The sequence below is a fragment of the Salipiger sp. D13 genome (assembly GCF_003703915.1).
GTDB lineage: Bacteria > Pseudomonadota > Alphaproteobacteria > Rhodobacterales > Rhodobacteraceae > Salipiger > Salipiger profundus.
In genome coordinates this window covers 1-24525 of record NZ_ML112593.1, presented here as the reverse complement: position 1 = coordinate 24525, position 24525 = coordinate 1, and the positions used below count along the sequence as shown (strand labels likewise).

At 60.2% G+C, this 24525-nt stretch carries 15 protein-coding genes, 1 tRNA gene and 3 pseudogenes; 17 read left to right on the top strand and 2 right to left on the bottom strand.

The genetic code is table 11. The features are described from left to right. Nucleotides 1-6 precede the first annotated feature (6 nt). The 5 genes from D6860_RS08595 to D6860_RS08575 all read left to right on the top strand — a co-directional run bounded on the left by D6860_RS08595 (nt 7) and on the right by D6860_RS08575 (nt 6155). A complete protein-coding gene (locus D6860_RS08595) occupies nt 7-1293 on the top strand; it encodes a homoserine dehydrogenase (protein ID WP_076623772.1) in 1287 nt (428 codons plus the stop codon). A gap of 186 nt (nt 1294-1479) precedes the next feature. After that, entirely contained in the window at nt 1480-2445 is a 966-nt protein-coding gene (glpX, locus tag D6860_RS08590; RefSeq protein WP_076623773.1) for a class II fructose-bisphosphatase, read from the top strand. A 124-nt stretch (nt 2446-2569) separates the two neighbouring features. Further along, nucleotides 2570-4315 (top strand): single-stranded-DNA-specific exonuclease RecJ, encoded by a 1746-nt coding sequence (gene recJ / locus D6860_RS08585; RefSeq protein ID WP_076623774.1) that lies wholly within the window; start codon nt 2570-2572, stop codon nt 4313-4315. Nucleotides 4316-4599: 284 nt separating this feature from the next. After that, nucleotides 4600-4674 (top strand) — tRNA-Glu (locus tag D6860_RS08580). A gap of 122 nt (nt 4675-4796) precedes the next feature. Next, nucleotides 4797-6155 (top strand): cytochrome P450, encoded by a 1359-nt coding sequence (locus D6860_RS08575; RefSeq protein ID WP_076623775.1) that lies wholly within the window; start codon nt 4797-4799, stop codon nt 6153-6155. Nucleotides 6156-6712: 557 nt separating this feature from the next. On the opposite strand, the pseudogene D6860_RS25650 reads toward D6860_RS08575, so the two are convergent. Continuing rightward, nucleotides 6713-6889, bottom strand: a pseudogene (locus D6860_RS25650) (IS5/IS1182 family transposase); the annotation flags it as partial. 408 nt (nt 6890-7297) lie between these two features. Between D6860_RS25650 and D6860_RS08570 the strand changes: the two are divergent. The 11 genes from D6860_RS08570 to D6860_RS08520 all read left to right on the top strand — a co-directional run bounded on the left by D6860_RS08570 (nt 7298) and on the right by D6860_RS08520 (nt 23906). Further along, nucleotides 7298-9841, top strand: coding sequence for a tellurite resistance TerB family protein (locus D6860_RS08570; protein ID WP_076623777.1), 2544 nt, complete (start codon nt 7298-7300; stop codon nt 9839-9841). Continuing rightward, nucleotides 9819-11126 (top strand): ATP-binding protein, encoded by a 1308-nt coding sequence (locus tag D6860_RS08565; protein WP_076623778.1) that lies wholly within the window; start codon nt 9819-9821, stop codon nt 11124-11126. Before D6860_RS08570 ends, D6860_RS08565 begins: the two co-directional genes overlap by 23 nt. A gap of 5 nt (nt 11127-11131) precedes the next feature. Next, complete coding sequence (locus D6860_RS08560; protein WP_076623779.1) at nt 11132-13264, top strand: DEAD/DEAH box helicase; 2133 nt, start codon at nt 11132-11134, stop codon at nt 13262-13264. Nucleotides 13265-13296: 32 nt separating this feature from the next. Continuing rightward, a complete protein-coding gene (locus tag D6860_RS08555; protein WP_076623780.1) occupies nt 13297-13707 on the top strand; it encodes an IS66-like element accessory protein TnpA in 411 nt (136 codons plus the stop codon). Continuing rightward, a complete protein-coding gene (tnpB, locus tag D6860_RS08550; protein WP_076623781.1) occupies nt 13701-14054 on the top strand; it encodes an IS66 family insertion sequence element accessory protein TnpB in 354 nt (117 codons plus the stop codon). The genes D6860_RS08555 and tnpB overlap by 7 nt, the downstream gene beginning before the upstream one ends. A gap of 54 nt (nt 14055-14108) precedes the next feature. Continuing rightward, the gene (locus tag D6860_RS08545; protein WP_076623782.1) at nt 14109-15659 is read left to right on the top strand and encodes an IS66 family transposase; all 1551 of its coding nucleotides are present in this window, start codon (nt 14109-14111) and stop codon (nt 15657-15659) included. A gap of 112 nt (nt 15660-15771) precedes the next feature. Beyond that, the gene (locus D6860_RS08540; protein WP_128549234.1) at nt 15772-18093 is read left to right on the top strand and encodes a sensor histidine kinase; all 2322 of its coding nucleotides are present in this window, start codon (nt 15772-15774) and stop codon (nt 18091-18093) included. A gap of 2 nt (nt 18094-18095) precedes the next feature. Then, complete coding sequence (locus tag D6860_RS08535) at nt 18096-18779, top strand: hypothetical protein (RefSeq protein ID WP_076626031.1); 684 nt, start codon at nt 18096-18098, stop codon at nt 18777-18779. Continuing rightward, on the top strand, nt 18779-19363 hold the full coding sequence (locus tag D6860_RS08530) for an HNH endonuclease (RefSeq protein WP_128549233.1): 585 nt from the start codon (nt 18779-18781) through the stop codon (nt 19361-19363). Before D6860_RS08535 ends, D6860_RS08530 begins: the two co-directional genes overlap by 1 nt. Continuing rightward, on the top strand, nt 19332-20960 hold the full coding sequence (locus tag D6860_RS08525; RefSeq protein WP_083698015.1) for an Eco57I restriction-modification methylase domain-containing protein: 1629 nt from the start codon (nt 19332-19334) through the stop codon (nt 20958-20960). Before D6860_RS08530 ends, D6860_RS08525 begins: the two co-directional genes overlap by 32 nt. Before the next feature lie 81 nt (nt 20961-21041). Continuing rightward, the gene (locus D6860_RS08520) at nt 21042-23906 is read left to right on the top strand and encodes a YecA family protein (protein WP_076626029.1); all 2865 of its coding nucleotides are present in this window, start codon (nt 21042-21044) and stop codon (nt 23904-23906) included. 141 nt (nt 23907-24047) lie between these two features. Here D6860_RS08520 and D6860_RS08515 read toward each other — a convergent pair. Further along, nucleotides 24048-24173: pseudogene (locus D6860_RS08515) on the bottom strand (integrase core domain-containing protein); the annotation flags it as partial. A 77-nt stretch (nt 24174-24250) separates the two neighbouring features. On the opposite strand from D6860_RS08515, the pseudogene D6860_RS08510 reads away from it, so the two are divergent. After that, nucleotides 24251-24502 (top strand): annotated as a pseudogene (locus D6860_RS08510) (IS110 family transposase); the annotation flags it as partial. Nucleotides 24503-24525: the final 23 nt, after the last annotated feature.

Sequence of the window (24525 nt, the reverse complement as noted above, 5' to 3'; positions counted from 1 at the left end):
CGCGCCATGTCCGACCCAATCCGCCTCGGGATTGCAGGCCTGGGCACCGTCGGTGCCGGTGTCGTCAAGATCGTGCGCCAGAAGGCGCCGCTGCTCGAAGCGCGCAGCGGCCGGCCGATCACCATCTCGGCTGTCTCGGCGCGTAACCGCGAGAAGGATCGCGGCGTGTCGCTCGCGGCCTACGACTGGGAAGACGATCCAGTGACGCTCGCCACGCGCGACGACGTCGATGTCTTCGTCGAACTCGTGGGCGGCTCGGACGGGCCGGCAAAGGCCGCCGTCGAGGCCGCGCTGAAGGCCGGCAAGGACGTCGTCACCGCGAACAAGGCGCTGCTCGCGCACCACGGGCAGGCGCTGGCCCAGCTCGCCGAGGAAAACGGCTGCGTGCTGCGCTTCGAGGCGGCGGTCGCCGGCGGCATTCCCGTCATCAAGGCGCTGACCGAGGGGCTCGCGGGGAACGACATCCTGCGCGTGATGGGCGTGATGAACGGCACCTGCAACTACATCCTCACCCGGATGGAGAGCGGCGGGCTGACCTACGACGAGGCCTTTGCCGAGGCCGACGCGCTGGGCTTCCTCGAGGCCGATCCCGAGCTCGACGTCGGCGGAATCGACGCCGGTCACAAGCTGGCGCTACTGGCGTCCATCGCCTACGGCACGCAGGTGGCGTTCAACGCGGTCGAGCTCGAGGGCATCGGACGGGTCACCATCGACGACATCCGCCAGGCGGCGGACATGGGCTACAAGATCAAGCTGCTGGGCGTCTGCCGCATGTCGGGGCGGGGGCTCGAGCAGTCCATGTCGCCCTGTCTCGTGCCGGCGAGCTCGCCGCTCGGTCAGCTCGACGGCGGCACCAACATGGTGGTGATCGAGGGCGACCAGGTCGGCCAGATCGTCATGCGCGGCGCCGGTGCGGGCGAGGGCCCGACCGCCAGCGCGGTGATGGGCGACGTCATGGACATCGCGCGCGGCACCCGGCTGACCACCTTCGGCGCCCCGGCAAGCAAGCTCGTCGCGGCGACGCCCGCGCAGGCCGCAACGCCGGCGCCCTATTACCTGCGGATGGCGCTCGCGGACAAGCCGGGCGCGCTGGCCAAGGTCGCCTCGGCGCTGGGCGAGGCGGGCGTGTCGATCCACCGGATGCGCCAGTACAACCACGTCGACAACACCGCCCCGGTGCTCATCGTGACCCACAAGACCACGCGCGCCGCGCTCGACGCGGCGCTCGCCGCGATCCCGGCCACCGGCGTGGTGCAGGGCGACCCGGTCGCGCTGCGTATCGAGGAAGTCTGAACCTTCGCACCGATCGGCGCCGTCCCGGCGGCGCCGAAAGCCCCGAGCCGCTTTCGCGGGGCGCGGAATAAGCAAGCATGCGCCGTGACCCCGTGCCCGCGTGCGAGACGTTAGCGCCACCGGCCTTGCCCTTCGTTCGACCGCCGCGCTACACCCCAAGCGACAGTCATTTCAAAGGAACTCTCCATGTCGATCCCCAAGGATTTCAACGACCGCATGTTGTCGCTGGGCCTCGCTCGGGTGGCCGAACAGGCCGCCATCGCCTCGGCGAAGCTGATCGGCCACGGCGACGAGAAAGCCGCCGACCAGGCCGCGGTCAACGCCATGCGCGAGCAGCTCAACAAGCTCGACATCAAGGGCGTCGTGGTGATCGGCGAGGGCGAGCGTGACGAGGCGCCGATGCTCTACATCGGCGAAGAGGTCGGCACCGGCGAGGGCCCGGGCGTGGACATCGCGCTCGACCCGCTCGAGGGCACCACGCTGACCGCCAAGGACATGCCGAACGCGCTGACCGTGATCGCCATGGGCCCGCGCGGCTCGATGCTGCATGCCCCCGACGTCTACATGGACAAGCTCGCAGTCGGCCCCGGCCTGCCGGAGGGCGTGGTTACGCTGGACATGAGCCCGAAGGAGCGGGTCGAGGCGCTGGCAAAGGCCAAGGGCGTCGACATCGACGAGATCACCGTCTGCATCCTCGAGCGCCCGCGCCACGAGGAGATGATCGCCGAGGTCCGCGCGACCGGCGCGGCCATCCGCCTCATCACCGACGGCGACGTGGCGGGCGTCATGCACTGCGCCGAGCCGCACCTGACCGGCATCGACATGTACATGGGCTCGGGCGGGGCGCCCGAGGGCGTTCTCGCCGCGGCGGCGCTCAAGTGCATGGGCGGCCAGATGTTCGGCCGTCTGCTGTTCCGCAACGACGACGAGAAGGGCCGCGCCGCCAAGGCCGGCATCACCGATCTCGACAAGATCTACAGCCGCGACGAGATGGTCACCGACCACGTGATCTTTGCCGCGACGGGCGTGACCAACGGCTCGATCCTGCCGGGCATCAAGCGCGAGCCCGGCTGGATCACCACCGAGACCATCCTGATGCGGTCGAAGACCGGCTCGGTCCGTCGCGTCAGCTACCGCAACCCCTTCGAATAAGGGCGCGCGCGGCCCGGCCCGTGCCGGGTTGCGAGGATTTGACATCGTGAAAGCGGGGAGCGGCGTTCCGTTCCCCGCTTTTTCGCATTATGGCAGGGGCGAAACGGAGCAGGGAACAACGGGCATGAGCTATCTCGGGGTCGAAGCCTCTCTGACCGGGCGGCGCTGGATCGGACCGGGCGTGGAAGAGGACCGGCAGGCGGAAGCGATGGCGCAGCAGACGGATCTGCCGCGCGGTCTCTGCCAGGTGCTTGCGCGCCTGCAGGTGCCGGCGCCGGAAGTGGCGGGCTACCTCGACCCGAAGCTGCGCGACCTGCTGCCCGACCCGCGCAGCCTGCGCGACATGGAAACCGCCGCGGCGCGGATGCTCGAGGCGGTGAAGCGGCGCGAGCGCATTGCGATCTTTGCGGACTACGATGTCGACGGTGGCGCCTCGGCGGCGCTGCTGATCGACTGGCTGAACCAGCTGGGCCGCGAGGCGACGCTCTACATCCCCGACCGCATCGACGAGGGCTACGGGCCCAACGTGCCGGCGATGGAGAAGCTCGCCGCGCGCCACGACCTGATCGTCTGTGTCGACTGCGGCACGCTCTCGCACGAGCCCATTGCGGCGGCGAAGGGCGCCGAGGTCATGGTGCTCGACCACCACCTCGCCGGCGAGACGCTGCCCGAGTGCGTCGCCGTGGTGAACCCCAACCGGCAGGACGAGGACGGCGCGCTGGCGCATCTCTGCGCCGCCGGCGTGGTCTTCCTGATGCTCGTCGAATGCGGGCGGCAGATGCGCGAGGCAGGGACGCGCGGTCCCGACCTGATGTCGCTGCTCGACCTCGTGGCGCTGGCCACGGTGGCCGACGTCGCGCCGCTCAGGGGGGTGAACCGCGCGCTTGTGCGCAGCGGACTGCAGGTCATGGCCCGCCGCGAGCGTCCGGGGCTGGTGGCGCTGGCGGACGTGTCGCGGCTCGACAGCGCGCCCTCGTCGCATCACCTGGGGTTCGTGCTGGGGCCGCGGGTGAACGCGGGCGGACGTATCGGGCAGGCCGATCTAGGCGCACGGCTGCTGGCCTCGCGCGACCGGCACGAGGCCGAGGCGCTTGCCGAGAGGCTCGACGGGCTCAACACCGAGCGCCGCGAGGTCGAAGAGGCGGTGCGCGCTGCCGCGCTGGCGCAGGCCGAGGCGCGCGGGCTCGATGCGCCTCTCGTCTGGGCGGCGGGCGAAGGCTGGCACCCGGGCGTGGTCGGCATCGTCGCCTCGCGGCTGAAGGAGATGACCAACCGGCCGGCCATCGTCATCGGACTCGATGGCGGCGAGGGCAAGGGCTCCGGCCGCTCGGTTTCGGGCGTCGACCTCGGCGCAAGCATCCAGCGACTTGCCGCCGAGGGGCTGCTGCTCAAGGGCGGCGGCCACAAGATGGCTGCTGGCCTGACCGTGGCCACAGACAAGCTCGAGGCGGCGATGGAACGCCTGTCCGAACTGCTCGCCAAGCAGGGCGCAGGGCAGGGCGGGGCCGCCGACCTGAAGCTCGACGGAATGCTGATGCCGGGCGCCGCCTCGCTCGAGCTTTGCGAGCGGCTGGAACAGGCAGGCCCCTTCGGCGCGGGAGCCCCGGCGCCGCGATTCGCCATTCCCGACGCACAGATTCTCTTCGCCAAACAGGTGGGGTCGGGGCACCTAAAGGTCAGTTTCGGCGACGGACTCGGCGCGCGCATGGACGCGATCTGCTTCGGGGCCTTCGACGGCCCGCTCGGCCCCGCGCTGTCCGAGGGAAAGGGCGCGCGATTCCATCTGGCCGGGCGGCTCGAGATCAACGAGTGGAACGGCCGCCGCTCCGTGCAGCTGCGCCTCGAGGATGCCGCGCCCGGCGGTGGATGAGGAGGTAAGTGCCTGTCGCGTATGACGTTTCAGGGCCCTCTTCCGTTGGCCGAAAGAAAATCGGAAAGACCTCGAAAAGCCTGCATTTTAAGTCTTGCAAGCGAGGGCGGCTTTGCGTAGAAGGCCGCTCACCGNGCCCGTGGCGAGTAGTATCTGTGCTTATCGGGGCGTTTCGGCGTGTGGCCAGGCGGTGTCCAAAAACTCATGCAAATTCTCGAAAACTCGTGAGAATTCGTCTTGCGCGCCGCGCGAGGTTTGCGTAGAAGGCCCCTCACCAACAGAGTGGCCCGTTCGTCTATCGGTTAGGACGCCAGGTTTTCAACCTGGAAAGAGGGGTTCGATTCCCCTACGGGCTGCCACTTTTCCCTGAAAATTCGCGCAACTTGCATGTCGCTCCGGCTGGTCTTCGAGACCGGTAACGCTAGTCTTTTGCGTCTCCACGCCATGCGTGGGCGCCCTGCAGCAAAGAGCCGGCCAGACCATGTCAGACTTCGTTCCGCCCACCGTCACGCCGCCCGGCAAGCCCTTGGGAATCATGGCGAGCTTGCGCGCGGTGCGCCGCAACGTCCTCAACATCATTCCGGCCATTTCCTACACCCAGCCCATCGTCACCGGCACCACCGGCTCGGCGCGCTGGCACATGGTGCAGGGCCCCGAGGCACTGCGGCGAATCTACCTCGACAACGTCGACAACTACCCGAAATCCGAGGTCATGCTGCGGATGCTGCGCCCGGCCGTGGGCAACAGCCTGTTCACCTCGGAAGGCGCCCACTGGCGCTGGCAGCGGCGCGCCATCGCGCCGGTCTTCGCCGCGCGCCACGTCGAGGCGCTGGCGCCGATGATGACGCAGACCGCCGAGCGCGCCGCAGGCCGGCTCGCCGCCTCGGGCGGGCAGGCGGAACTGGTGCGCGAGATGCTGTCGGCCACCTTCGACGTGATCTGCGACGTCGCTCTATCGGGCCGCGAGCACTTCGATGCCGAGGTCTATGGCGAGGCAATCACCCGTTACTTCCTGACCGTGGGGCGCGCGTCGCTCCTCGATTTCCTCGAGGTGCCGCCGTGGGTGCCACGCCCGGCCGAGCTTTTCGGGCGGTCGGCGGTGAAGACGATGCACAGCATGGTGTCGCGGGCCATCGACGCGCGCCGGGTGCGCGGGGCCGGGCCGATGGACGATCTGCTCGATCACATGCTCAAGGCAAAAGACCCCGAGACCGGGCGCACGATGTCGCCGCAGGAGCTTCTGCACAACATGCAGTTCTTCATCGTCGCGGGCCACGAGACCACGGCGCTGGCGATCACGTGGGCGCTCTACCTGCTGGCCAACGATCCCAAGGCGCAGGAGCGCGCCCATGCCGAGGCGCGCGCCGTGCTCGGTGACCGGCCTGCCGAGCACGCCGACCTTGCCCGGATGCCCTACATCGAGCAGGTGCTCGATGAGTCCATGCGCCTCTATCCGCCGGTGGGATTCCTCGCGCGAAACGTGCTGGCGACCGATCAGCTCTACGACCGCGAGATCCGGCGCGGCGAGACGGTCTTTCTCAACGTCTACGCGCTGCATCGGCACCGGATGCTCTGGAATGCCCCCGACGCCTTCGACCCGGATCATTTCTCGCCCGAGGCCAAGGCCGGGCGCGACCGCTACAGCTACAGCTACCTGCCGTTCGGGGCGGGGCCGCGCGTCTGCGTGGGCGCGAACTTCGCGATGATGCAGGCGCAGATCATCCTGTCGACACTGCTCGCGCGCTTCCGCTTCCACTCCACCGGCGAACGACCGGAGCCGGTCATGCACATGACGGTACGGCCCGACCCCGGCGTGACGCTCCGCGTCGAGCCGGTCTGAGCGTCGGGTTCCCCGGGGCGACTTCGCCGCGGAGGGCGCGTGGCCGAACCGCGTAGGCTGTGCGAGCAGACGCGCCAGACCGTGGGGCAGCGGCTCGTGATCCCGCTGGACTTTTCACGCGCCGCGATCTGTGCCATAGGCTCCACCCTTGTTCATGGTCCCGGCGGCGTCAGTTGTCGATCCGAAGCTCGGGAGACGTCCCGAACCGGGCCGCAGGATGTGCAGGAATATGGTGGAAATGTCGGATATCAGTCGGTCAGTGCCGGACGCGCAGAGCGCCGGGGGGCGGGAAGACTCGCCGCTGTCGAGGTCTGCGCGGCTGTCCGTCGCGCCGATGATGGACTGGACGGTTTGATCCATAATATATTCATATAATCAATACACTAAGCGGTGATCTTGTGTACCAAGTACCAAATTTTTCGCGGATGCCTTTTGTGAAGATCGCGGCGACGACATGTTAGGGCTAGTCCAAGTTTGGCCTGCTGCACCTTCAAGGCCACCGCGGCGTTGTCGCGGAACAATGGCTTGAGGAGTGACGGCCCCTTTACCGGTCTTTGTCAGGCGATGCAGACGATCCCGGCGGTGCCGAGGGCCGAGAAGCGGTTCATCAGTGCAACGCGCATCTTGATCTCGGCGGATTAGCGGTCGGGGTTTCTAGCGGCAAAGCGTTTTTCGAAGGAGTTCAGGCAACACATCTTTGCCTCGATAAGCCTCCGTCCAGTCCAGGTCCGCCATCTTCAACGGGCTGGCCACTATCTCAGTCGCTTGCAGAAGCGGCAGCTTGAGCAGGACCTTGGTGGTCAAACGAACTGGATCGCCGCATCCGAGGGCAATGCAGGGCGACCGGGGCTACCATCATGCGGCGGGAGGGCAGTCTGGGGTTGATGTGCAGCTTCGGTGGTGCTGGTGCCAGTCAACGCGCGAGATGAATGCGTTATCCCCAATACCACCCACTCCCTCAGTGATCATCTCCGTGGTGGCGAGCTCAGATCAGGGGGGCGCTGAAGTGCCCCAAGTGCTTGGGGCATGACCGCTGTCACCTCATTGGGCAGTGGACGCTCGCCGGAAAACTGTTCAGGCTCTGCTTTAATGATTGAAATGGTGTTCGTGTAAAATAGTGTGACTGAAAGGGAGGGGCGATAGTGTCTTCATTACTCAAGTTTTTCCGAATTACATTCTTTCTTTTTGTCTACTTCATCTTTTGCATGATCGTGGTGGTCACAGTCCTCCAGGGGTGGCCGGTGGGTGGCCAAATGTTGTTCGCATTCGGTGCTCCTATCATTTTGGTCTGGTGGCAAGAAAAGCGGAGATCGCGGAAAGTCGCTGCAAAAGCGCTAGCCGGGGGAAGTTCCGAAACTCGAACATCGCGACCTGAGCGGGTGCCGCGCCCAAGTGCCTCTGACAAGCGTATCGAGCGTGAGCGCGAACGAACTCGCGAAGCAATTGCGGCCAAAGCGCCGGCTGCCGTTAAAGCCTATTCCCCACCAAAGCAGGACTACGCTGAAATCGTTCGGGCTGGAAAGTCTGCGGCGTCGGCACTTGCAGCGGCCGCTGAACGAAACCAGCCCTCGCGAGTGGCATCGAGCGCATCGGCCCGATCATCGAAAAGCGGGTGGGTCCCGTCTAATGAAACAGCTAGCGTGGCCGGCCGCAACATCGGCGGGATGGTCTATGTTGGCACGCCTCCCTTGCTGAACACCTACGGGTATCGTGACAAGTGCCGAGCCTATATCGATCCGTCCCTGTCGGTCGCGCGCTCTGGAGCCGACAAATCTGGAGAAGGTATGCCCTACTGGCCGGGGTACTCGGATATATCACCTCAGTGCCGGGCGACCTACCTCGATTGGTTGGCCAGCGGGCGAAACGATGCCTCATATAACCCCGGGTACATGTTCCTGTACTTTTATGGACTGGAGCGTCGCTTCTTCGTCGATCAGTCCAATGAAGATGCCAAGGATATCGTCCAAGAAGTCCGGCGGCTGCAGTCACTTTACCCTGACAACCACTCCGTCAGGCGCTATCTGGGTGAGTTCCTCGACATTGCGATGCTTGCCGAAACCGATCTCGACGCTATCGAGCCGATTTTCGAGAAGCAGGGCTGGGAACTTCCGTTCTCACTCAAATACGCAATCGGAGCCCGGATCGACAAAGGCGAGAACCTGACGGCTGACTGGTTGCTGAGTTGGTTCATCTGCCATCCGGAAACAAATCTGAGAACTCCCGCGACGCGGTGCCGTGACGAGTTCGTCGCTCTTTTCCGTATGCGGTTTGATCGGCGTTTTCCTGATGGAGTCAAAGTGACCAAACCCCGGAAATCACTCACGGCATCCTATCGGGCCGCCTCGAGCGAGTTTCAGGGGTCCGCCAACCCAACCGTCGACGGCAAGCCGGTCCCCGATATTTCCGGCCTGCGCAAACCGGTCGAGATTGCCCAAGAGTTGGCTGACGAGGCGATGAACGACCTCGACAAGCTCAGTCGCTTCCTGGGCCGAAACCCTGACGGTCGCGGAAGTGTGGAAGCGCATGCCTTGCTGCCCTCCGAACTTTGGGATGCTTTCCCATCAGAGGAAATGGACCGCTTGAAATCATGGGCAATCGATATCGTCGATCGGGGGGGATTGGTGCCGCTTGAGGAGGTGATCGGACGGCTGGAGGGAGAAACGAACGAGAAGATCGGGAAACGGCAAATGACAGGAGCGGCCGACGCGCTCGCGCGCCTCGGTTTCGGTCTGGCGCCCGACCCTCGGTTTGCGCTCCGGTCGCCCAAGGCGGAGGAGCCTGTTGTGCTGTTTAGCCTGGGCGAACCCATCGAAAGACTGGAGGAAGTTTCCGACAGCTATCGAAGCGCCTTGATCGAATTGGCACTTGGGTCGTTCGTCGCCCATGCGGATGGTCGTATCGCGGAGCCTGAACGTAGGGCGCTGGTAGATCAAGTTTCTGCTGCGACCCTCAGCGATCAGGAACGCCGCAGGCTGCGTGCAAACCTTGAATGGTTCCTGGCCGTGCCGCCGGACATGACGCTTCTGCGGCGCAAATTGAAGGATGTGGGCCAAGACAGCCAGGCCGCTATGCGGGCGGCACTGGTTGGTGCAGCACATGCCGATGGAATTATTCACTCCGACGAAGTCGCAAGCATCGAGAAAATCTACAAGGCTTTGGGTCTAGATCCTGCGCTTGCCTACTCAGACCTGCATGCTGGCGAAGTTGCGGATGGTCCTCGCACTGTTCGTGCCTCGAAACCGGGTCGTCCGGGCGAAGCGATACCCGATCTTGTGAAAGCCAGCGGACCCAAGCTCGACGCTTCGCGGATCGCAGCAATCCGTTCGGACACCGAGCGCGTGTCGTCCGTCCTCGGTCAGATTTTCGATGTCGAAGAGGAAGAAAGCGGTGCCTCCACGCCTGACTACGAATGCCAGGTGGCAGGGCTTGACCCGAAACACGGCGCCCTTGTCCTCGAAGTACTTACTCGCGAGCATTGGTCTGAGACCGAGTTCGAGAAGATCTGCGCCTCCCATGGTTTGATGGTATCCGGGGCTTTGGAAGTCGTGAATGAATGGGCTTTTGAGACCTACGATGAAGCGCTGCTCGACGAGTATGATGGATATGACGTGTCTCCTGAGATTGCGGAGGCGGTAAAAGAAAAGATGAGTGCGGAGGGCAGGGATGTCGAAGTTGAAACCACGTGAACGCGATGCAATCGTGCAGGCGCTTCGGGCAGGGGTCGTGCCCAAGCTCGGTTTGCGCCATATTCAGGTTGGCCGCGTCCGAGAGATTGAAGAGCTCGTCAAGGACATGGACCGGATATCCGATGGCGGATCGGCGATCCGGTTCATCATCGGGGAATACGGATCGGGCAAGACGTTCTTCATGAACCTGATCCGCCTCGTGGCTCTGGAGAAAGGTCTGGTCGTGATGTTCGCCGATTTGGCGCCAGATCGGCGCATTCACGCGACCGGCGGACAAGCTCGGGGGCTGTATGCCGAGATGGCCCGAAACCTCTCGACCCGGACAAAGCCCGATGGTGGGGCATTGGCCAGCGTGGTGGAGCGTTTCGTCAGCCAGGCTCACAGAGACGCTGAAGAACGGGATTTGCCAACAGGGTCTGTCATCCGTGAACGCCTTGGCCACTTCGAAGAACTTACCGGGGGGTTTGAGTTCGCTGAAGTCATCCGTCGATATTGGGAAGGTCATGAGACAGGCGACGACGAGCTGAAATCTGCGGCCCTGAGGTGGCTGCGCGGTGAATTCGCGACACGCACCGACGCGCGCAAGGCGCTTGGCGTACGAACGATCATCGACGACGCCAGTGTCTATGACCATCTGAAGCTGATGTCGGCATTCGTGTGCGAGGCCGGATATAAAGGATTGCTGGTCGGCCTCGATGAGATGGTGAACCTCTACAAACTCACCTCTTCCCAAGCACGCAATGCAAACTACGAACAGATCCTCCGGATTCTGAACGATGTGCTGCAAGGCAGTGCCGAGAACCTCGGTTTCCTTATGGGCGGGACCCCGGAGTTTCTGATGAACACCCGTCGAGGGTTATACAGTTACGAAGCCCTACAGTCGCGTCTGGCTGAGAACACCTTCGCGCGAGACGGATTGGTCGACCTTTCAGGACCGGTTGTCCGGCTGGCCAGCCTGACTCCTGAAGATCTCTTCGTACTTCTGGCCAATGTCCGGCGGATCATGCAGGACGATGCCGGTGCTCTGCCGGACGCCGCACTCGAGGCCTTCATGGCGCATTGCTCGGACCGGATCGGTGAAGCTTACTTCCGCACCCCGCGCAATACGGTGACGGCCTTCGTGAACCTGCTTTCCGTGCTCGAGCAAAACCCCGGTGTCGAGTGGAGCGATCTGATCGAAAAGATCGAAGTCTCCGAAGACCTCGGCGAAGACATGACCGAGGTCGACGAGTCGACTGGCGCCCAAGACCCCGGTGACGATGACCTGATCAGCTTCAAGCTCTGACGCCGATGAGCAGTGCTTTCGACAAGCTGGCGAGGCCTGTGCAGAAATGGATACGCCAGCAAGGATGGCGCGAGCTTCGTGACATCCAGGCGCGATCCATCCGGACGATCTGCGAGACCGATGCCGATTTGATCGTTGCGGCGTCCACGGCGGGCGGAAAGACCGAGGCGGCGTTCCTGCCGTTGATTTCACAGGTGCTTGACGAGCCGTCGGGTGGCACCGGTTTCGACCTGCTCTACATCGGTCCGCTGAAAGCCTTGATCACAGACCAGGCCATGCGGTTGGAGGGCATTTGCCAGGAAGCAGAGCTTCCGGTTGTTCCCTGGCACGGGGATGTCTCGCAATCGATCAAGACGCGCGCGCTGAAATCTCCAAAAGGGATCCTTCTGATAACCCCAGAGTCCCTTGAGGCGCTTTTCATTCGTCGCGGTTTGGAAATTGCCCGCCTGTTTGGGGCGATACGGGCGGTCGTGATCGACGAGCTGCACACAGTTCTGGACAGCGAACGCGGTGTCCAGCTTCGTTCACTGCTCACAAGGCTCGAGCTCACGATAAAGCGCCCAATCCGTCGGATAGGTCTGTCAGCTACGCTGGGCGACATGGACCTCGCCAAGGCCTATCTTCGCCCTGACGCTGCAAACGCTGTCCAGCTCATAGAAGCAGATGGCGGCGAGGCTGAATTGAGGCTCCAGCTTCGCGGCTACGTATCAGGCGATGAGGATGAAAACAGCCCATCCGCAACGGATGCCATCGCAGCCCATCTGTTCAAGCACCTTCGAGGCAGCGACAACCTCGTCTTCGCTGGGGCGAGGCAACGAGTCGAGATCTATGCAGATCGGCTGCGGGAACTCTGCGAGCGGGAACACCTGCCGCAGGAATTCTATCCCCACCACGCGAGCCTCTCCCGAGAACACCGTGACTTCGTGGAACGCCGCTTAAAGGACGCCGCAAAGCCGACAACTGCCGTCTGCACGTCGACGCTCGAGCTTGGAATCGACATCGGTGATGTGACGTGCGTGGCCCAAATCGGCGCGCCATTCAGCGTCGCCGCGTTGCGACAACGTCTCGGCCGCTCCGGCCGACGCGAGGGACAGCCAGCCGTCTTGCGGCAGTATGCCGTCGAGACTCAGTTGACGCCAGAAAGCAGCTTCGTTGATCGTCTTCGCCTTGGTTTGATCCGGTCTATCGCGATGATAGACCTGCTGCTGGAAGGCTGGTGCGAACCTCCAAAACCGCAGGCGCTACATCTCTCGACGCTCGTTCATCAGATACTGTCAGTCATAGCGCAGCGCGGCGGTGCGTCTGCAAGCGTGGTCTACAACGTGCTCTGCCGCGAAGGCCCCTTTCGGAAGGTCACAACCGAAGTCTTCGCAGATGTGTTGCGTGCAATCGGCCACCCAGAAACCGGCTTGATCGAACAGTCCGGAAGCGGACTGCTACTCTTGGGACCTGCAGGCGAAAAGCTGGTCGAACACTACAGCTTCTATGCAGTGTTTCAGACGCCTGAGGAATTCCGCTTGGTAGCAGAAGGGAGGGATCTTGGGACCCTGCCGATCGACAATGTTCTTGCCCCAGGGATGCTTCTGATTTTCTCTGGGCGGCGGTGGGTGGTTCAGGAAATCCATGACCGCGAGAAGGTGATCATGGTCAAGCCCGCGAAAGCGGGCGTGCCTCCCGTCTTTGGCGGTGATCCAGGTGACATTCATGACAAGGTGATTGATCGAATGTTCGCAATGCTCGAAGGAGGCACCCAACCGGCATACATGGACGCGGCTTCTCTAAAGATGCTGGCCGATGCGCGTGCACATTATGACCAACTTGGGTTTCGAACCACGAATATCCAGGCTATCGGCGAGCGCACATCGATCATCGCAACGCGGGCTGGGACGGTTAAGACGTCAACCCTGGCGCTCGCATTCAGAAGTGAGGGATTTTCAGTCGAGCAGCATGACGGGTTTCTGATGGTAGAGGCCGGGGATGAAACACCCGATCTTCGGGCGCTACTGGCCGATCTTCGATCCGGCGAACCTGTCGACCTGTTCGCCGGGGCAGGAAACCTGATGTCGGAGAAGTTTCATCCATATCGTAAACGCTGTCGCCGCCCCACATTGCCGACGGGATCAGCCATTGCGAGTTGATACGCATCCAAAGAGAAGGAGTGCGTTTCGCAATGTTCGCAAAGAGTTCGTTTCTCACGGCGCTTGGTGTTGAAGTCTTCGCTTCTGGCCAGAGGCGTTGGCCGGATCACGTTAAGGCGCAGGCGGTGGCCGAGACGCTGGAGCCCGGGGCGACGGTGTCGGGTGTCGCGGCGCGTTACGAGATCATGCCGAGTCAGCTGACGGCGTGGCGGCGGCTGGCCAAGGAGGGCAAGCTCGTCTTGCCCGCGGTGGAGGTCAACGAAGCTGTCTTCGCACCTCTGGTGGTCTGCGACGAGATCACGGCGGCCTCTGAGGCTGAACCGCCAAGCGCCGGGACGCCGATCAGGATTGTGCGGGGTACGGTCATCATCGAACTCGCGAAGGATGCGCCCGCCGCCCGGATCGCCGAGATCGTCCACGCCTTGGAGGCGCATCCATGTTGATGCCCTCGCAGGGTGTGCGGATCCTGGTGGCGACGAAGCCGGTCGACTTCCGCAAAGGCCATGATGGCCTCGCGGCGCTGGTGCAGTCGATGCTGGCCGAGGACCCGTTCACTGGCACGGTCTTCGTGTTCCGCTCGAAGCGCGCCGACCGGTTGAAGATCCTGTTCTGGGACGGCAGTGGTTTGGTCATGGCCTACAAGCGGCTTGAGGAAAGCACATTCACCTGGCCTTCGATCCGTGACGGGGCCATGACCCTGAACCGCGCACAGTTCGAGGCCATGTTCGCCGGCCTGGACTGGCGCCGGGTGCGGTCACTGGAGGTCCGCCGTCCGGCTGTGGCAGAGTGACTCACCGCGCTGAATAGCCGGACATCGGCACCCCGGGCGCAGTATCATCCGCCCATGTCCAGCGCACCGCCCATCGACCTGTCCGCGATCCCCGAGAGCCAGCGCACCGCCGTGCTGGCGCTGTTGCAGGAGAACGGCGCGCTGAAGGACGCCAACCGGCGGCTGGAGCATCTCGTCGCTGAACTGAACCATGTCGTGCATGGCAAACGCTCTGAGAAGCTGAGCGAGGACGACCGGCAACTGGCCTTCGAAGACCTGGAAACAGCCGTCGCCGAGGTCGAGACCCGCAAGGAGCAGGCCGCGCCGTCTACCACGACGCCGCGCCGGACGCGTCAGCGCAACCTTGGCCATTTGCCCGCGGGCTTGCCGCGTATCGAACGGGTCCTCGAGCCGGCCAGCTTCGATTGCCCCTGCGGTTGCGGCCGGATGCACCGGATCGGCGAGGACCGCACCGAGCGCCTGGACATCGTGCCTGCGCAGCTCCGCGTGCTGGTCGACATCCGGCCGAAGTATGCCTGCCGCATCTGTTCGGATGGCGTCACTCAGGCACCTGCCGCGCCCTGGCTGATTGAAGGCGGTCTTCCAACTGAGGGTGCCATTGCACATGTGTTGGTCTCGAAGTTCGCGGACCACCTGCCATTTTACAGGCAGAGCCAGATCCTGGCGCGCTCCGGCATCCAGGTCGACCGCAGCACACTGGCGGACTGGGCCGGCACTGCAGCCTTCCATCTTGGCCCCGTGGTCGATCGGCTAACCGAGCATCTCAAGTCCTCGGGCAAACTGTTCATGGACGAGACCACGGCCCCGGTGCTGGATCCAGGCCGAGGGCGAACCAAGACGGGATACTTCTGGGCGCTTGCCCGAGATGACCGCGGATGGGGCGGAGAAGACCCGCCCGGTGTCGTGTTCACCTACCATCCCAGCCGCGCCGGGGCGCATGCAGAGCAGATCCTCCAGGGCTTCGACGGCACCCTCCAGCTCGACGGCTACACCGGTTACGACCGCCTCACACGCACGTCCCGCAAGGGCGGCGCGCCGATCACGGTTGCCCACTGCTGGGCACACGCTCGCCGCAAGCTGAAGGAAGTCTTCGACCGGGATGGATCCGAGATCGCTGCCGAGGGGCTGCGCCGCATTGCCGAGCTCTACCGCATCGAGGCCGAGATCCGCGGCATGGGCTCAGGCCAACGCCTGTCGGCCCGCCAGACCCGCAGCGTGCCCCTCGTGGCCGAGTTCGGTGATTGGCTGCAGGCACAGCGCCTGCGTATCTCGGCCAAGTCGCGCCTGGGCGAAAAGCTGACCTACATCCATCGCCAGTGGCGCGGCCTGCAGACCTTCCTTCACGACGGCCGCGTCGAGATCGACTCCAATGCCGTCGAGAACCTGATCCGCCCGATTGCGCTCACGCGGAAGAATGCTCTCTTCGCCGGCCACGACGAGGGTGGCCGCACCTGGGCCCGCATCGCCTCCCTGACCGCCACCGCGAAGATCAACGGCGTCGAGCCCTTCGCCTACATCAAGGCGACCCTCGAAGCCATCGCCGCCGGTCACCCCGCCAGCAGGATCGACGAGCTCCTGCCATGGAACTTGAACCCGTCAAGCTGAACAGGCGTGCCGCGGTGACAGCGCTTACGGCGCGATCACCGAACTGGTCAAAAACTCGTACGATGCCGACGCTTCGTTCTGCATCGTAAGAATTACTCCGACCTACAGCGGAGTGCCGGAAGAGATATCCAAGGACGAGTTTGGTCGGCTGAAGAGTTGGGGCTTAAGTCCAGAAAATCATTTCGACCTTGTAGGGGAGACCGCCAAACTACGTCCTTGCCTTGCTGATGAACACAGTCCTGAGGCAAAACTGGTCCAGCATCTGGTTACCATCTCAGTAATAGACGACGGCGCCGGGATGGGGGATGACGCCATCCGCGATGCGTGGATGGTTATTGGAACGGCCAACAAGGAGCTTGAGTCTTCCTCGAAACTTGGACGCACCAGGACCGGGGCGAAGGGGATCGGAAGGTTTGCGCTCGATCGGCTCGGAGCACAGTGTCAGCTACACTCAAGCATCGTCAACGAGGCCGGTGAGAGCCAGACACTCACCTGGATGGTTGATTGGAACAAATTCGAGAAAGACGGTGCAGTCCTAGATGAGGTGACCGCTACAATTGAATTGGGAACTAGTGGGTTCAAGGACGACCTCACTTCCGCCGCGTCGGTTCAGGGCCTTGAGCCACATGCGAGAAAGGCCGCGAAAGAGGGCACTGGTACGTCCATTACAATCTCGGAAGTACGTGATGATTGGTCGAGTGACACGATCAAGAAGCTCCGACGTACTTTAGGTGTACTTGCGCCTCCGGATGAACAACGGTCGTTCAACATTTACTTGCACGACGACCGCGATCCTAACCAGTCGAGTGGCGTAGCGTCCGACGTACTTGAAGACTTTGATTATAAGCTAACCGCGCAAGTTAGGGGCAATGATACGGTAGAGTTTACGCTTGTCCGTAACGAGCTAAACCACGATGAGCTTCCGAAAGCTCTCTTCATGAGGAAAGACATGAAGAAAGAGCCGTTCACTAGGGAGTCTTTCAGCGATCGCACGGTAAGCTATGTGAAGTCTCTAGAAGAGCTCTTTCCTGGAGAATCTGAACTCTTTTTCAGTCGTGCCCGGTCCATCGGACCGTTCGACGTTGTTTTGCGGTTCTTTAAGCTTCAGATGCCATCAAAGGCCGAAGACAGGCAGTATCCATATCGGAGCTTTCAACCACAGCGGCGAAGGGAATGGCTCGATATCTTTGGCGGCATCCGTATTTATCGAGACAACTTTGGTGTCAGGCCCTACGGGGAGCCAAACAGCGGCGCCTATGACTGGCTGTCGCTTGGTCAGCGTAGGGCGGCGAACCCAGCTGCGCCCACACGTCTGAACTGGCCAGTCCCACCGCAAAACATTGCGGGTACTGTGAACATTTCGCGCATCGAAAACAGTGTGCTTGTCGATCAGTCCAACCGCGAAGGCATAATCGAAACGGAAGAATTCCGCGTATTCCAGTCTCTCATTCTTCGGTTCATTAATGAACTTGAAAGGGATCGGAGTCGTGTTCTCTACAACCTCCTAGAGACTTTCAAGGTCGAGAACGCAGACAAACAGGTGCTTTCAGAAGGGCTGAAACTGGCTCGGGAGATCGAGGCAAAGCCTGAAAGCTCCTCAGACGATGTTCGCAAACTCGCTCAAACTGTGACGGTCCAAGAGAACCTGCTCAAAGAGCAAGCAGAAGACCAAGTCATCCTGAGGTCACTGGCCACGCTCGGAACCGTGATGGTCTCCTTTGCGCACGAAATGGGTCAGCTAAACACACTGGCGGGGCGAAATCAGCAGCTCGCGGCATTGCTGGCAAGACATCTTGACGAGAAGGATTTTGCCAAAATAAACGAAGCACTGAACCCATTCGCCATTCTTCGTGACATGGAGGCTTCCGACCGAAAAGCAGCACAGTGGTTTAACTTCGCGCTGTCGGCAGTGCGCTCCGGACGACGTCGTAGATCCAACGTCGACATGCGCAGTCACCTGGAGGAACTGAAGGTCGTCTGGGATGGTTTCCTGCGGCCAAGAGAGATCGAATTAGACCTCAACTTTGAAGATGGGTTTGCCGCCGAAATCTTAGCGTTTGAAATAGACATCGACAGCATCTTTAATAATCTGATTCTGAATTCATTCGAAGCCTTTGTCGACGGCATGGGTGGAGGGGAACGGCAGATACGGATCTTCATTTATACCAAGAGCAAAAAAGAGGTCGGGATCGTCTATGAAGATAATGGCCCGGGAATTCACAACTCCATCAAGGATCCGAGTGAGATCTTCGAATTCAATGTCACAACGAAAAAAGATCGTGACGGCAAAGGTACGGGCACTGGCCTGGGAATGTGGATACTAGAGTCGGTAGTGCGTTCCTACGATGGGACAGTGCGGGCATATCGAAAGACCGAGGATTTTGGCTTTAGGTTGGAATTTTCCTTGCCAATCGCTAAGAAAAGTGAGGTCTGACGATGTTGCTTTACGTGGACGAGGAAGCTGACCAGGGACGGAGAGTCCTGCTTGCGGCTTTCCTATCTGGTCACTTTGAAGAAAACGAAGTTCAAACCACGATACCCGAGCCAAGCCTTGAAGCGATGATCGAGAAGGTGATCGACTCGCGTTGCGAGGTATTGGTTACCGATTTTCGGTTAAGTGAGTACAAGGCTGACGTTCAGTACTCCGGTCTCGACCTGATTCAGGAAGTCCAGAGGCACTTTGAAGGTTTCCCATGTTTTCTCACTACCAACTATGTTCCGCATGCCTTGGGCCAGCTTCACGACGTCAATCTGATTTTTCCGAAAGATGATTACCTTGCAGAAGAGACAGCCTCGGGCGACAAAGATAAGAGCAAGCTCCCTTTTTTCCTGCGTGTTCGGACGAAAATCGACGAGTATCGTGAGACGCGGCGTCGTTTGGAGGGAGAATTTCAAACGTTGTACGAACGGTCGCTGAACGAAACCTTGTCCGCCGAAGACCTGCAGACCTTGCTCGACCTTGATGATCGACTGGAGCGTGCCATCGGCGGACGCGCCGCCGCGATGCCGCGTCTGCTGAAGGAGGAGGCCCTCGGTCCGTTCAATGATCTTCTTAGACGAGCTTCTGATCTGGCCGCTGAAATCGAAGCCGAACTCACGCAACCTCGGGAGGGTGAGTAATGCTCCGAGAATGTCGCCCTGTTCGTTCGAAGCCACCGGCCAAAAGTAACTACAGAGATTACAAGGCTGACCTTAGAGTCGATTTCGGTGAATGCTGTGGTTACTGCAACGCGCCAGACTATGTCTTAGGGGGGATTCGCGTCTTCCAGATCGAACATTTTGCTCCGAAGAAAAAGTTTCCAGATCGAAGCACGCGCTATTCCAATCTAATCTACTGTTGCGCGTTCTGTAACCGCGCTAAATGGGATACTTGGATCGGTGAAGATCCTGACGTTCCAAATGATGGAACTAATGGATTTGAGGACCCTTGCTCGCCCGAGTATGAAACGCATCTTGATCGCGCAGGAGACGGCTGCTTCGTGGCGCTGAGCCCTGTCGGTGCGTATATGATCCGTGAACTGAAACTTGGCCTCATGCGCCATCAGCAGATCTGGCAATCTCAGGCAATCAAGAAATTGCGGGCACGGCTTCGTACATTGAAGGATGATCCAAGACTTACCAGTGAGCGAAAGATTGCACTACTTGAGCAGATCGATGAGCTGACAGAGGAATATGAAAGATTCAAACTCAGTGCCATTGCATAGTAGATCTTCCTACGACCAAAGAGGAAATGGAGTTGTCTACACGCCAGTTGCAGTCACCGAGGTGGTTGTATCCCAGGCGTTGGCAAAGCTTGACTATGCCAACGCGAGTAATGTCCTAGAGCCAAGCTGTGGCGATGGCTCATTCGTAGGAACATTGGCCTCGAAAACATCGTTGAATATCTATGCTTTAGACAAAAATGAGGCGGCAATACACCAGTGCCGCTCCGCGTTTGATGGCGTTCAGTTTCACTGTGGCGATTTCTTCGAAGACCTGCCAGGAGATTGGCCGAACCATTTCGATTTGATTGTTGGGAATCCCCCATACGTGAGCTGGCATCGATGCAGCTCGAATACGAGGTCACTCCTTGATCGAATCGGAAGCCAATTTGATTTTGACAACAAAGAGCTTCGAAACACTTGGGCGGGTTTTGTAGTCAAAGCTACGATGATGCTTTCACCAAAAGGCGTTCTCGCCTTTGTCATCCCGTATGAATTCTTGAATGTGTCATACGGAAAATACCTCCGTGAGTGGATGGAACGCTATTTTTCATCGATTGATATCTTCATACCAAATGAAAAAGCCTTTAAATCTATTGACCAAGACGCGGTTACAATCGTTGCTTCTAAAGGCGAAGGTTCATGCGAAACCGTACTCCATCGCGTGGCGTCATTAGATACAAATAGTATCCAATCAAGTTGTAAGTTGTCACCGGGTATCGCTAAGTCGCGACCGCTGGAGATGAAGGGTTTCTTGCTGGACGGTGACGTTCTCAACCTCATCCATAAGATCGACCAGAGGTGCAAACGCATATCGGACTACTGCGAAAATGCTGCTGGTACCGTCACCGCGGCCAACGATTATTTCATACTGTCCAAAGCCGAGTTGAAGTCCCGCAAACTCACTCGATGGGGGCGGCCAATCATCAAGAAGTCAGCCTTCCTGGGAGACACAGTCAACTTCACAGCGCGAGATTTTGATGCGATCGAGGCGTCCGGAAAAGCTTGTCGGGTATTGGATTTTTCAAAATTGCGCTCTGACCGGCTACCGAAGGCAGTTCAGAAGTACGTCGAATTGGGCGAAGAGCTTGGCGTCAACCAGCGTTACAAGTGCAGACATCGACAAGATTGGTTTAAAGTCCCAATTGTTCAGGACAACGAGGGCCTCTTTTTCAAGCGTTCACACATAGTTCCTAGGCTTTGTGTAAACAGTTGCGGTGTGCTTGCCACGGACTCGGCCTATCACCTCAGAATGAACTCAAGCACCAAAATCCAGGACCTTTGCGGATCGTTCTACAACTCGTTGACACTGCTCTTTGCGGAGATCGAGGGGCGGTTTTATGGAGGCGGTGTGTTGGAGCTTACGCCAAACGAGTTCAGGAGGCTTCCCCTTTCAATGAGTGATTTTTCGGAACCAGAATTCGCTGAGTTCGAGAGCCGCTTCACTCTTTCAGATGGCGGCTCGAAAGCAATCGAGTTTTCTAACATTGGGCTGATGAGAAACCTTCGACTGTCAACAGCTGAGTTGCAGGTAATCGAAGATGCGAGGCAGACTCTGCAACGGCATCGTCTTCGACACGGTGGCATCACCCAAAAGTAGCTTTTCCCTTGTCTGCCAGCGTGATTTTTTCTCGCAGAGTCAAGGATACTATGACGAGATATACGAGAATGGGTTGATACGATGTTTCAGAACCAGGAAGAGAAGACACCAAGCGTGCTAGATCCGCGCCAACTGGTTCGTATCGAAGCGGTTCATCGTGGCTTCCTATATCAGCACCTCTATCTCGCGAACTGCCTCCTGCGTGCGGGGGCAGCGGATGTCACCAAAATTGTCGTTGAAGGTGATGAGGACGTAGAACTGCACCGGGCAGCCGGCTGCATCTATGTGCAGGTGAAAACGCGACAGGCATCCCTGCGAGTGGCCGATGTTGCGGACGCACTCGAGCGCTTCGCCGCTATTCGAACAGAGCATGCCGCCGGGGGACGAACAGGAGCGGCGCGTTTCGTCATCGCGTCGAATGCAGCTCCGGCGTCGAAGCTCGCTGGGATGCTCGCGTCGGCGGATTGGCCGAAGGATGTTGAGGTTCATTGGCCAGGTGGCCTTGCGGTCACTGAACCGGCGGTCCCCCATCCGCCCAATGATGTGAACGCCGCCGCAGCGGCATGCAACACATTAGCGGCGAAGCTGCCTTTTGCGATGTTGCGGCCTGATACGCTGACCTGGAAGCTCGCGGGTGCCGCGATGCTCGCGGCGTCGGGCACGCCTCCGCGACGCGATCATGCGTTCCACCGCGATGAGCTGCCGACGCTCTTTGAGCAGTTAGTCATCCAGATGCAGGACTTTCCTGCACCGCCGACTATCTACAGGGCGCAAATCAGCGAACCACCGCTGTCTAGCGGAGAGCGGGTCAGAGTACTTTCAGGGCTGTCGGGCGCGGGAAAGACTGCTTGGGTGGCGGAGGCTGCGACACATATAGCAACACCTGCCGTCTACCTCGATGTCGGCGAGATGCCCGGGCCGGCACTTGCGTCGGCCGTCGCGCGGGAAGTGGTCGCAAAACTCTTCGGCCGTAGTCACGGTGGCCTGGGAGAAATTCTCCTGCCAGGTGCGGCAGGCATGGAGACGCTCGGCGCGCTGAATGTAAAGCTTGGTAAGGACGAGCTGAGTATTGATGTCGTCATCGACAATGCCCATCGCCTGACGCCAGCGGACCTGAAACCGATTGTCGAACAAGCGCAAAACATTCGTTTTCTTTTGCTGTGCCAGCCGGGCGCAGTGGCGCAAGAGATCGCTGCACTCCTAGGCGTCGACCATGAAACGCTGGGCGGATGGGACGAGGACACTATTGCGGCAGCGGTCGCCGCAGCGGAATGTGCGGCCGACTATGCGGATTGCGAGCGCCTGTCGCGCCTGACTGGCGGGCTGCCTTATTATGTTTTGAATGCAACGACTGTTGCCAAGCGCGAATACGACGGACAGATCGCGGCGGTCTGCACGGACGTCGAGGAGCAGACAAATCTGGTCGCGACAGCCCAGGAGGTGATCCTCAAGCAGGCGTTCGATACGATGCCTGATCAAATGAAAGAGGCTGTGGCGGCTCTCAGCCTGGCCGATGTTCCTCTCTCTCGAGACGAAGCCAGCGCATATCTTCAAAAGGCCTGCAAACTCACACGCCAAAGCGCGATCAGCTTGTTGCGCCAGCTTCCGGATAGCGGAGCGGTCGAGCTATTCAGCAATACCGGTATCAAGGTCCACGATGCCATGCGGTTGCTCGGCCGTGCATACCTTGCTGGCCGGGGCGCGGACCACGAACGCGATGGTCGGCAGCGGCTCTCAGCTACCATCATTGAGTCGATAGAAAAGGACTGGAGCATCGCAAAAGTCGCTCTCTTGGTGAAGTTGTTTGGGCAACTGGGCCAAGCGAAAATCCTAGTCGAGTTCGCGACTGACGAGCTGTTCCATGAAATGGGAGTCTGGCGCGAGATTGAGCCCTTTCTAGTCGCGATCGCCGAGGATGCAGATGAGGACGCAGCGACGCGCCTTTGGGCCCTTGACGGCCTTGTGTTTAACGATCTGCGCGAAGGTAGTGTAGAAAGTGGACTTGAGCGTATCGACGCGATGCGTGCGCTGCTGGACGACAATGATCTTGGTTCAGACGAATGGTTGGCTTGGGCCATGAAGCGCATGCTTGCCGTTTCCGGCAATGGCGATGAAAAAGCTGTTTTGGACATGCTTGCTGAGGTCGAAAAGCGTCTACCGGAGAGCGACCAACACCATCGCATTTTTCGCTACAACCGTGCGGTGGCGATGTTCAAGTTGGGTGCTTACGACGCCACGCTCCAAGAGACCGTAGAGCTCGGCCAAGAGTACTATGATCTTCTTGACCTGTCACCAGACGAGGTCTTTGCGAGAAACGTGCAAGCTATCCTGCCATTGCTGCCCAAGGACCGGGATAACACAGATGACTTGAAGCATTTGGCCGACACGCTGGACCTCCACGCGCAGGCGCTTCAAAAATCAGGCCGGTCATCACCTCTGGCGCGCATACACGCGATGAAGTTCTACGAACTTGCCCGCGCTCCGCAGTCGGTGATCCGTGTGGGCCAGGACCTCGTGGATGACTATTGCGTCCACAATGACTTTGTAGGCGCGCGGGACGTCATCGAGAAGACACTGCTGCCGACGATTCAAGCTTTGAACCTTGTTTCCTGGGTGGTACCCGTCCGCAGCCAATACGCTGTTGTCCTCGCCTATTCAGGTCAGTTTGACGCCGCTGACAATGAGATGCGCCGACTCGCACCCTATGAGGCTGGCCTTAGTCTAGCCGGCAAGGGCGAGCTTCAAGATCAGCGTCGCCTGATTGCGAGCATTCGCCGGTCTGGCCCCCCTCAGCAGAGAAAGGTCATCGTTCCGCCTTCACTGCAGCATGTTCTTGACGCCCGCGTCGGGCAAGTGGCGCAACCTCAGCGTCGAACTAAAATTGGCCGAAATGAACTGTGCCCGTGCCAGTCAGGCCGGAAATATAAGCATTGCCACGGTCGCTAGTTGGCACTGTTAGTTCCCGGTTGTGGCCTTCATGACCCGTAGTGCTGAGAGTCTGGGGTATCAGTACATCGTTATCTTGAACTCTGAGGGACTTCGTTGTGGGGTAATCATCCCCATTTTAACGGGGAACAGAAGTAGACTTCAGGCAGCCATCTTCAGTTTCTGGGCGGGTGTAATGCCGCCGATGCCCATGTTGGGGCGCTCGTTGTTGTAAGTCCATAGCCAGTCGGTTGCGATTTGCTGTGCCTCTTCGATGGTTTCAAAGATGTTGAGCTAATGGGATGAACTGCCTTCCCACCAAACGCTGCTATCGTGGCAGGTATAGGTGGAGAGAGGAGCATCTGATGGACATCAAGGTTCTGGGCATTGATCTGGGCAAGACCGTTTGCAGTCTTGCTGGGCTGGATGAAGCGGGAGCGGTCGTGTTTCGCAAACGGCTCCAGCGGCATCGGCTGCTGGACTTTCTTGCCACGCTGCCGCCCTGCGTGGTTGCAATGGAAGCCTGCGGCGGGGCGCATCACATCGGACGCTTCTGCCTTCAGAAGGGGCATGAACCTCGGTTGATGTCGCCGCTCTATGTCCGCCCCTATGTGAAGTAATGATCACCTCTCCATTACTT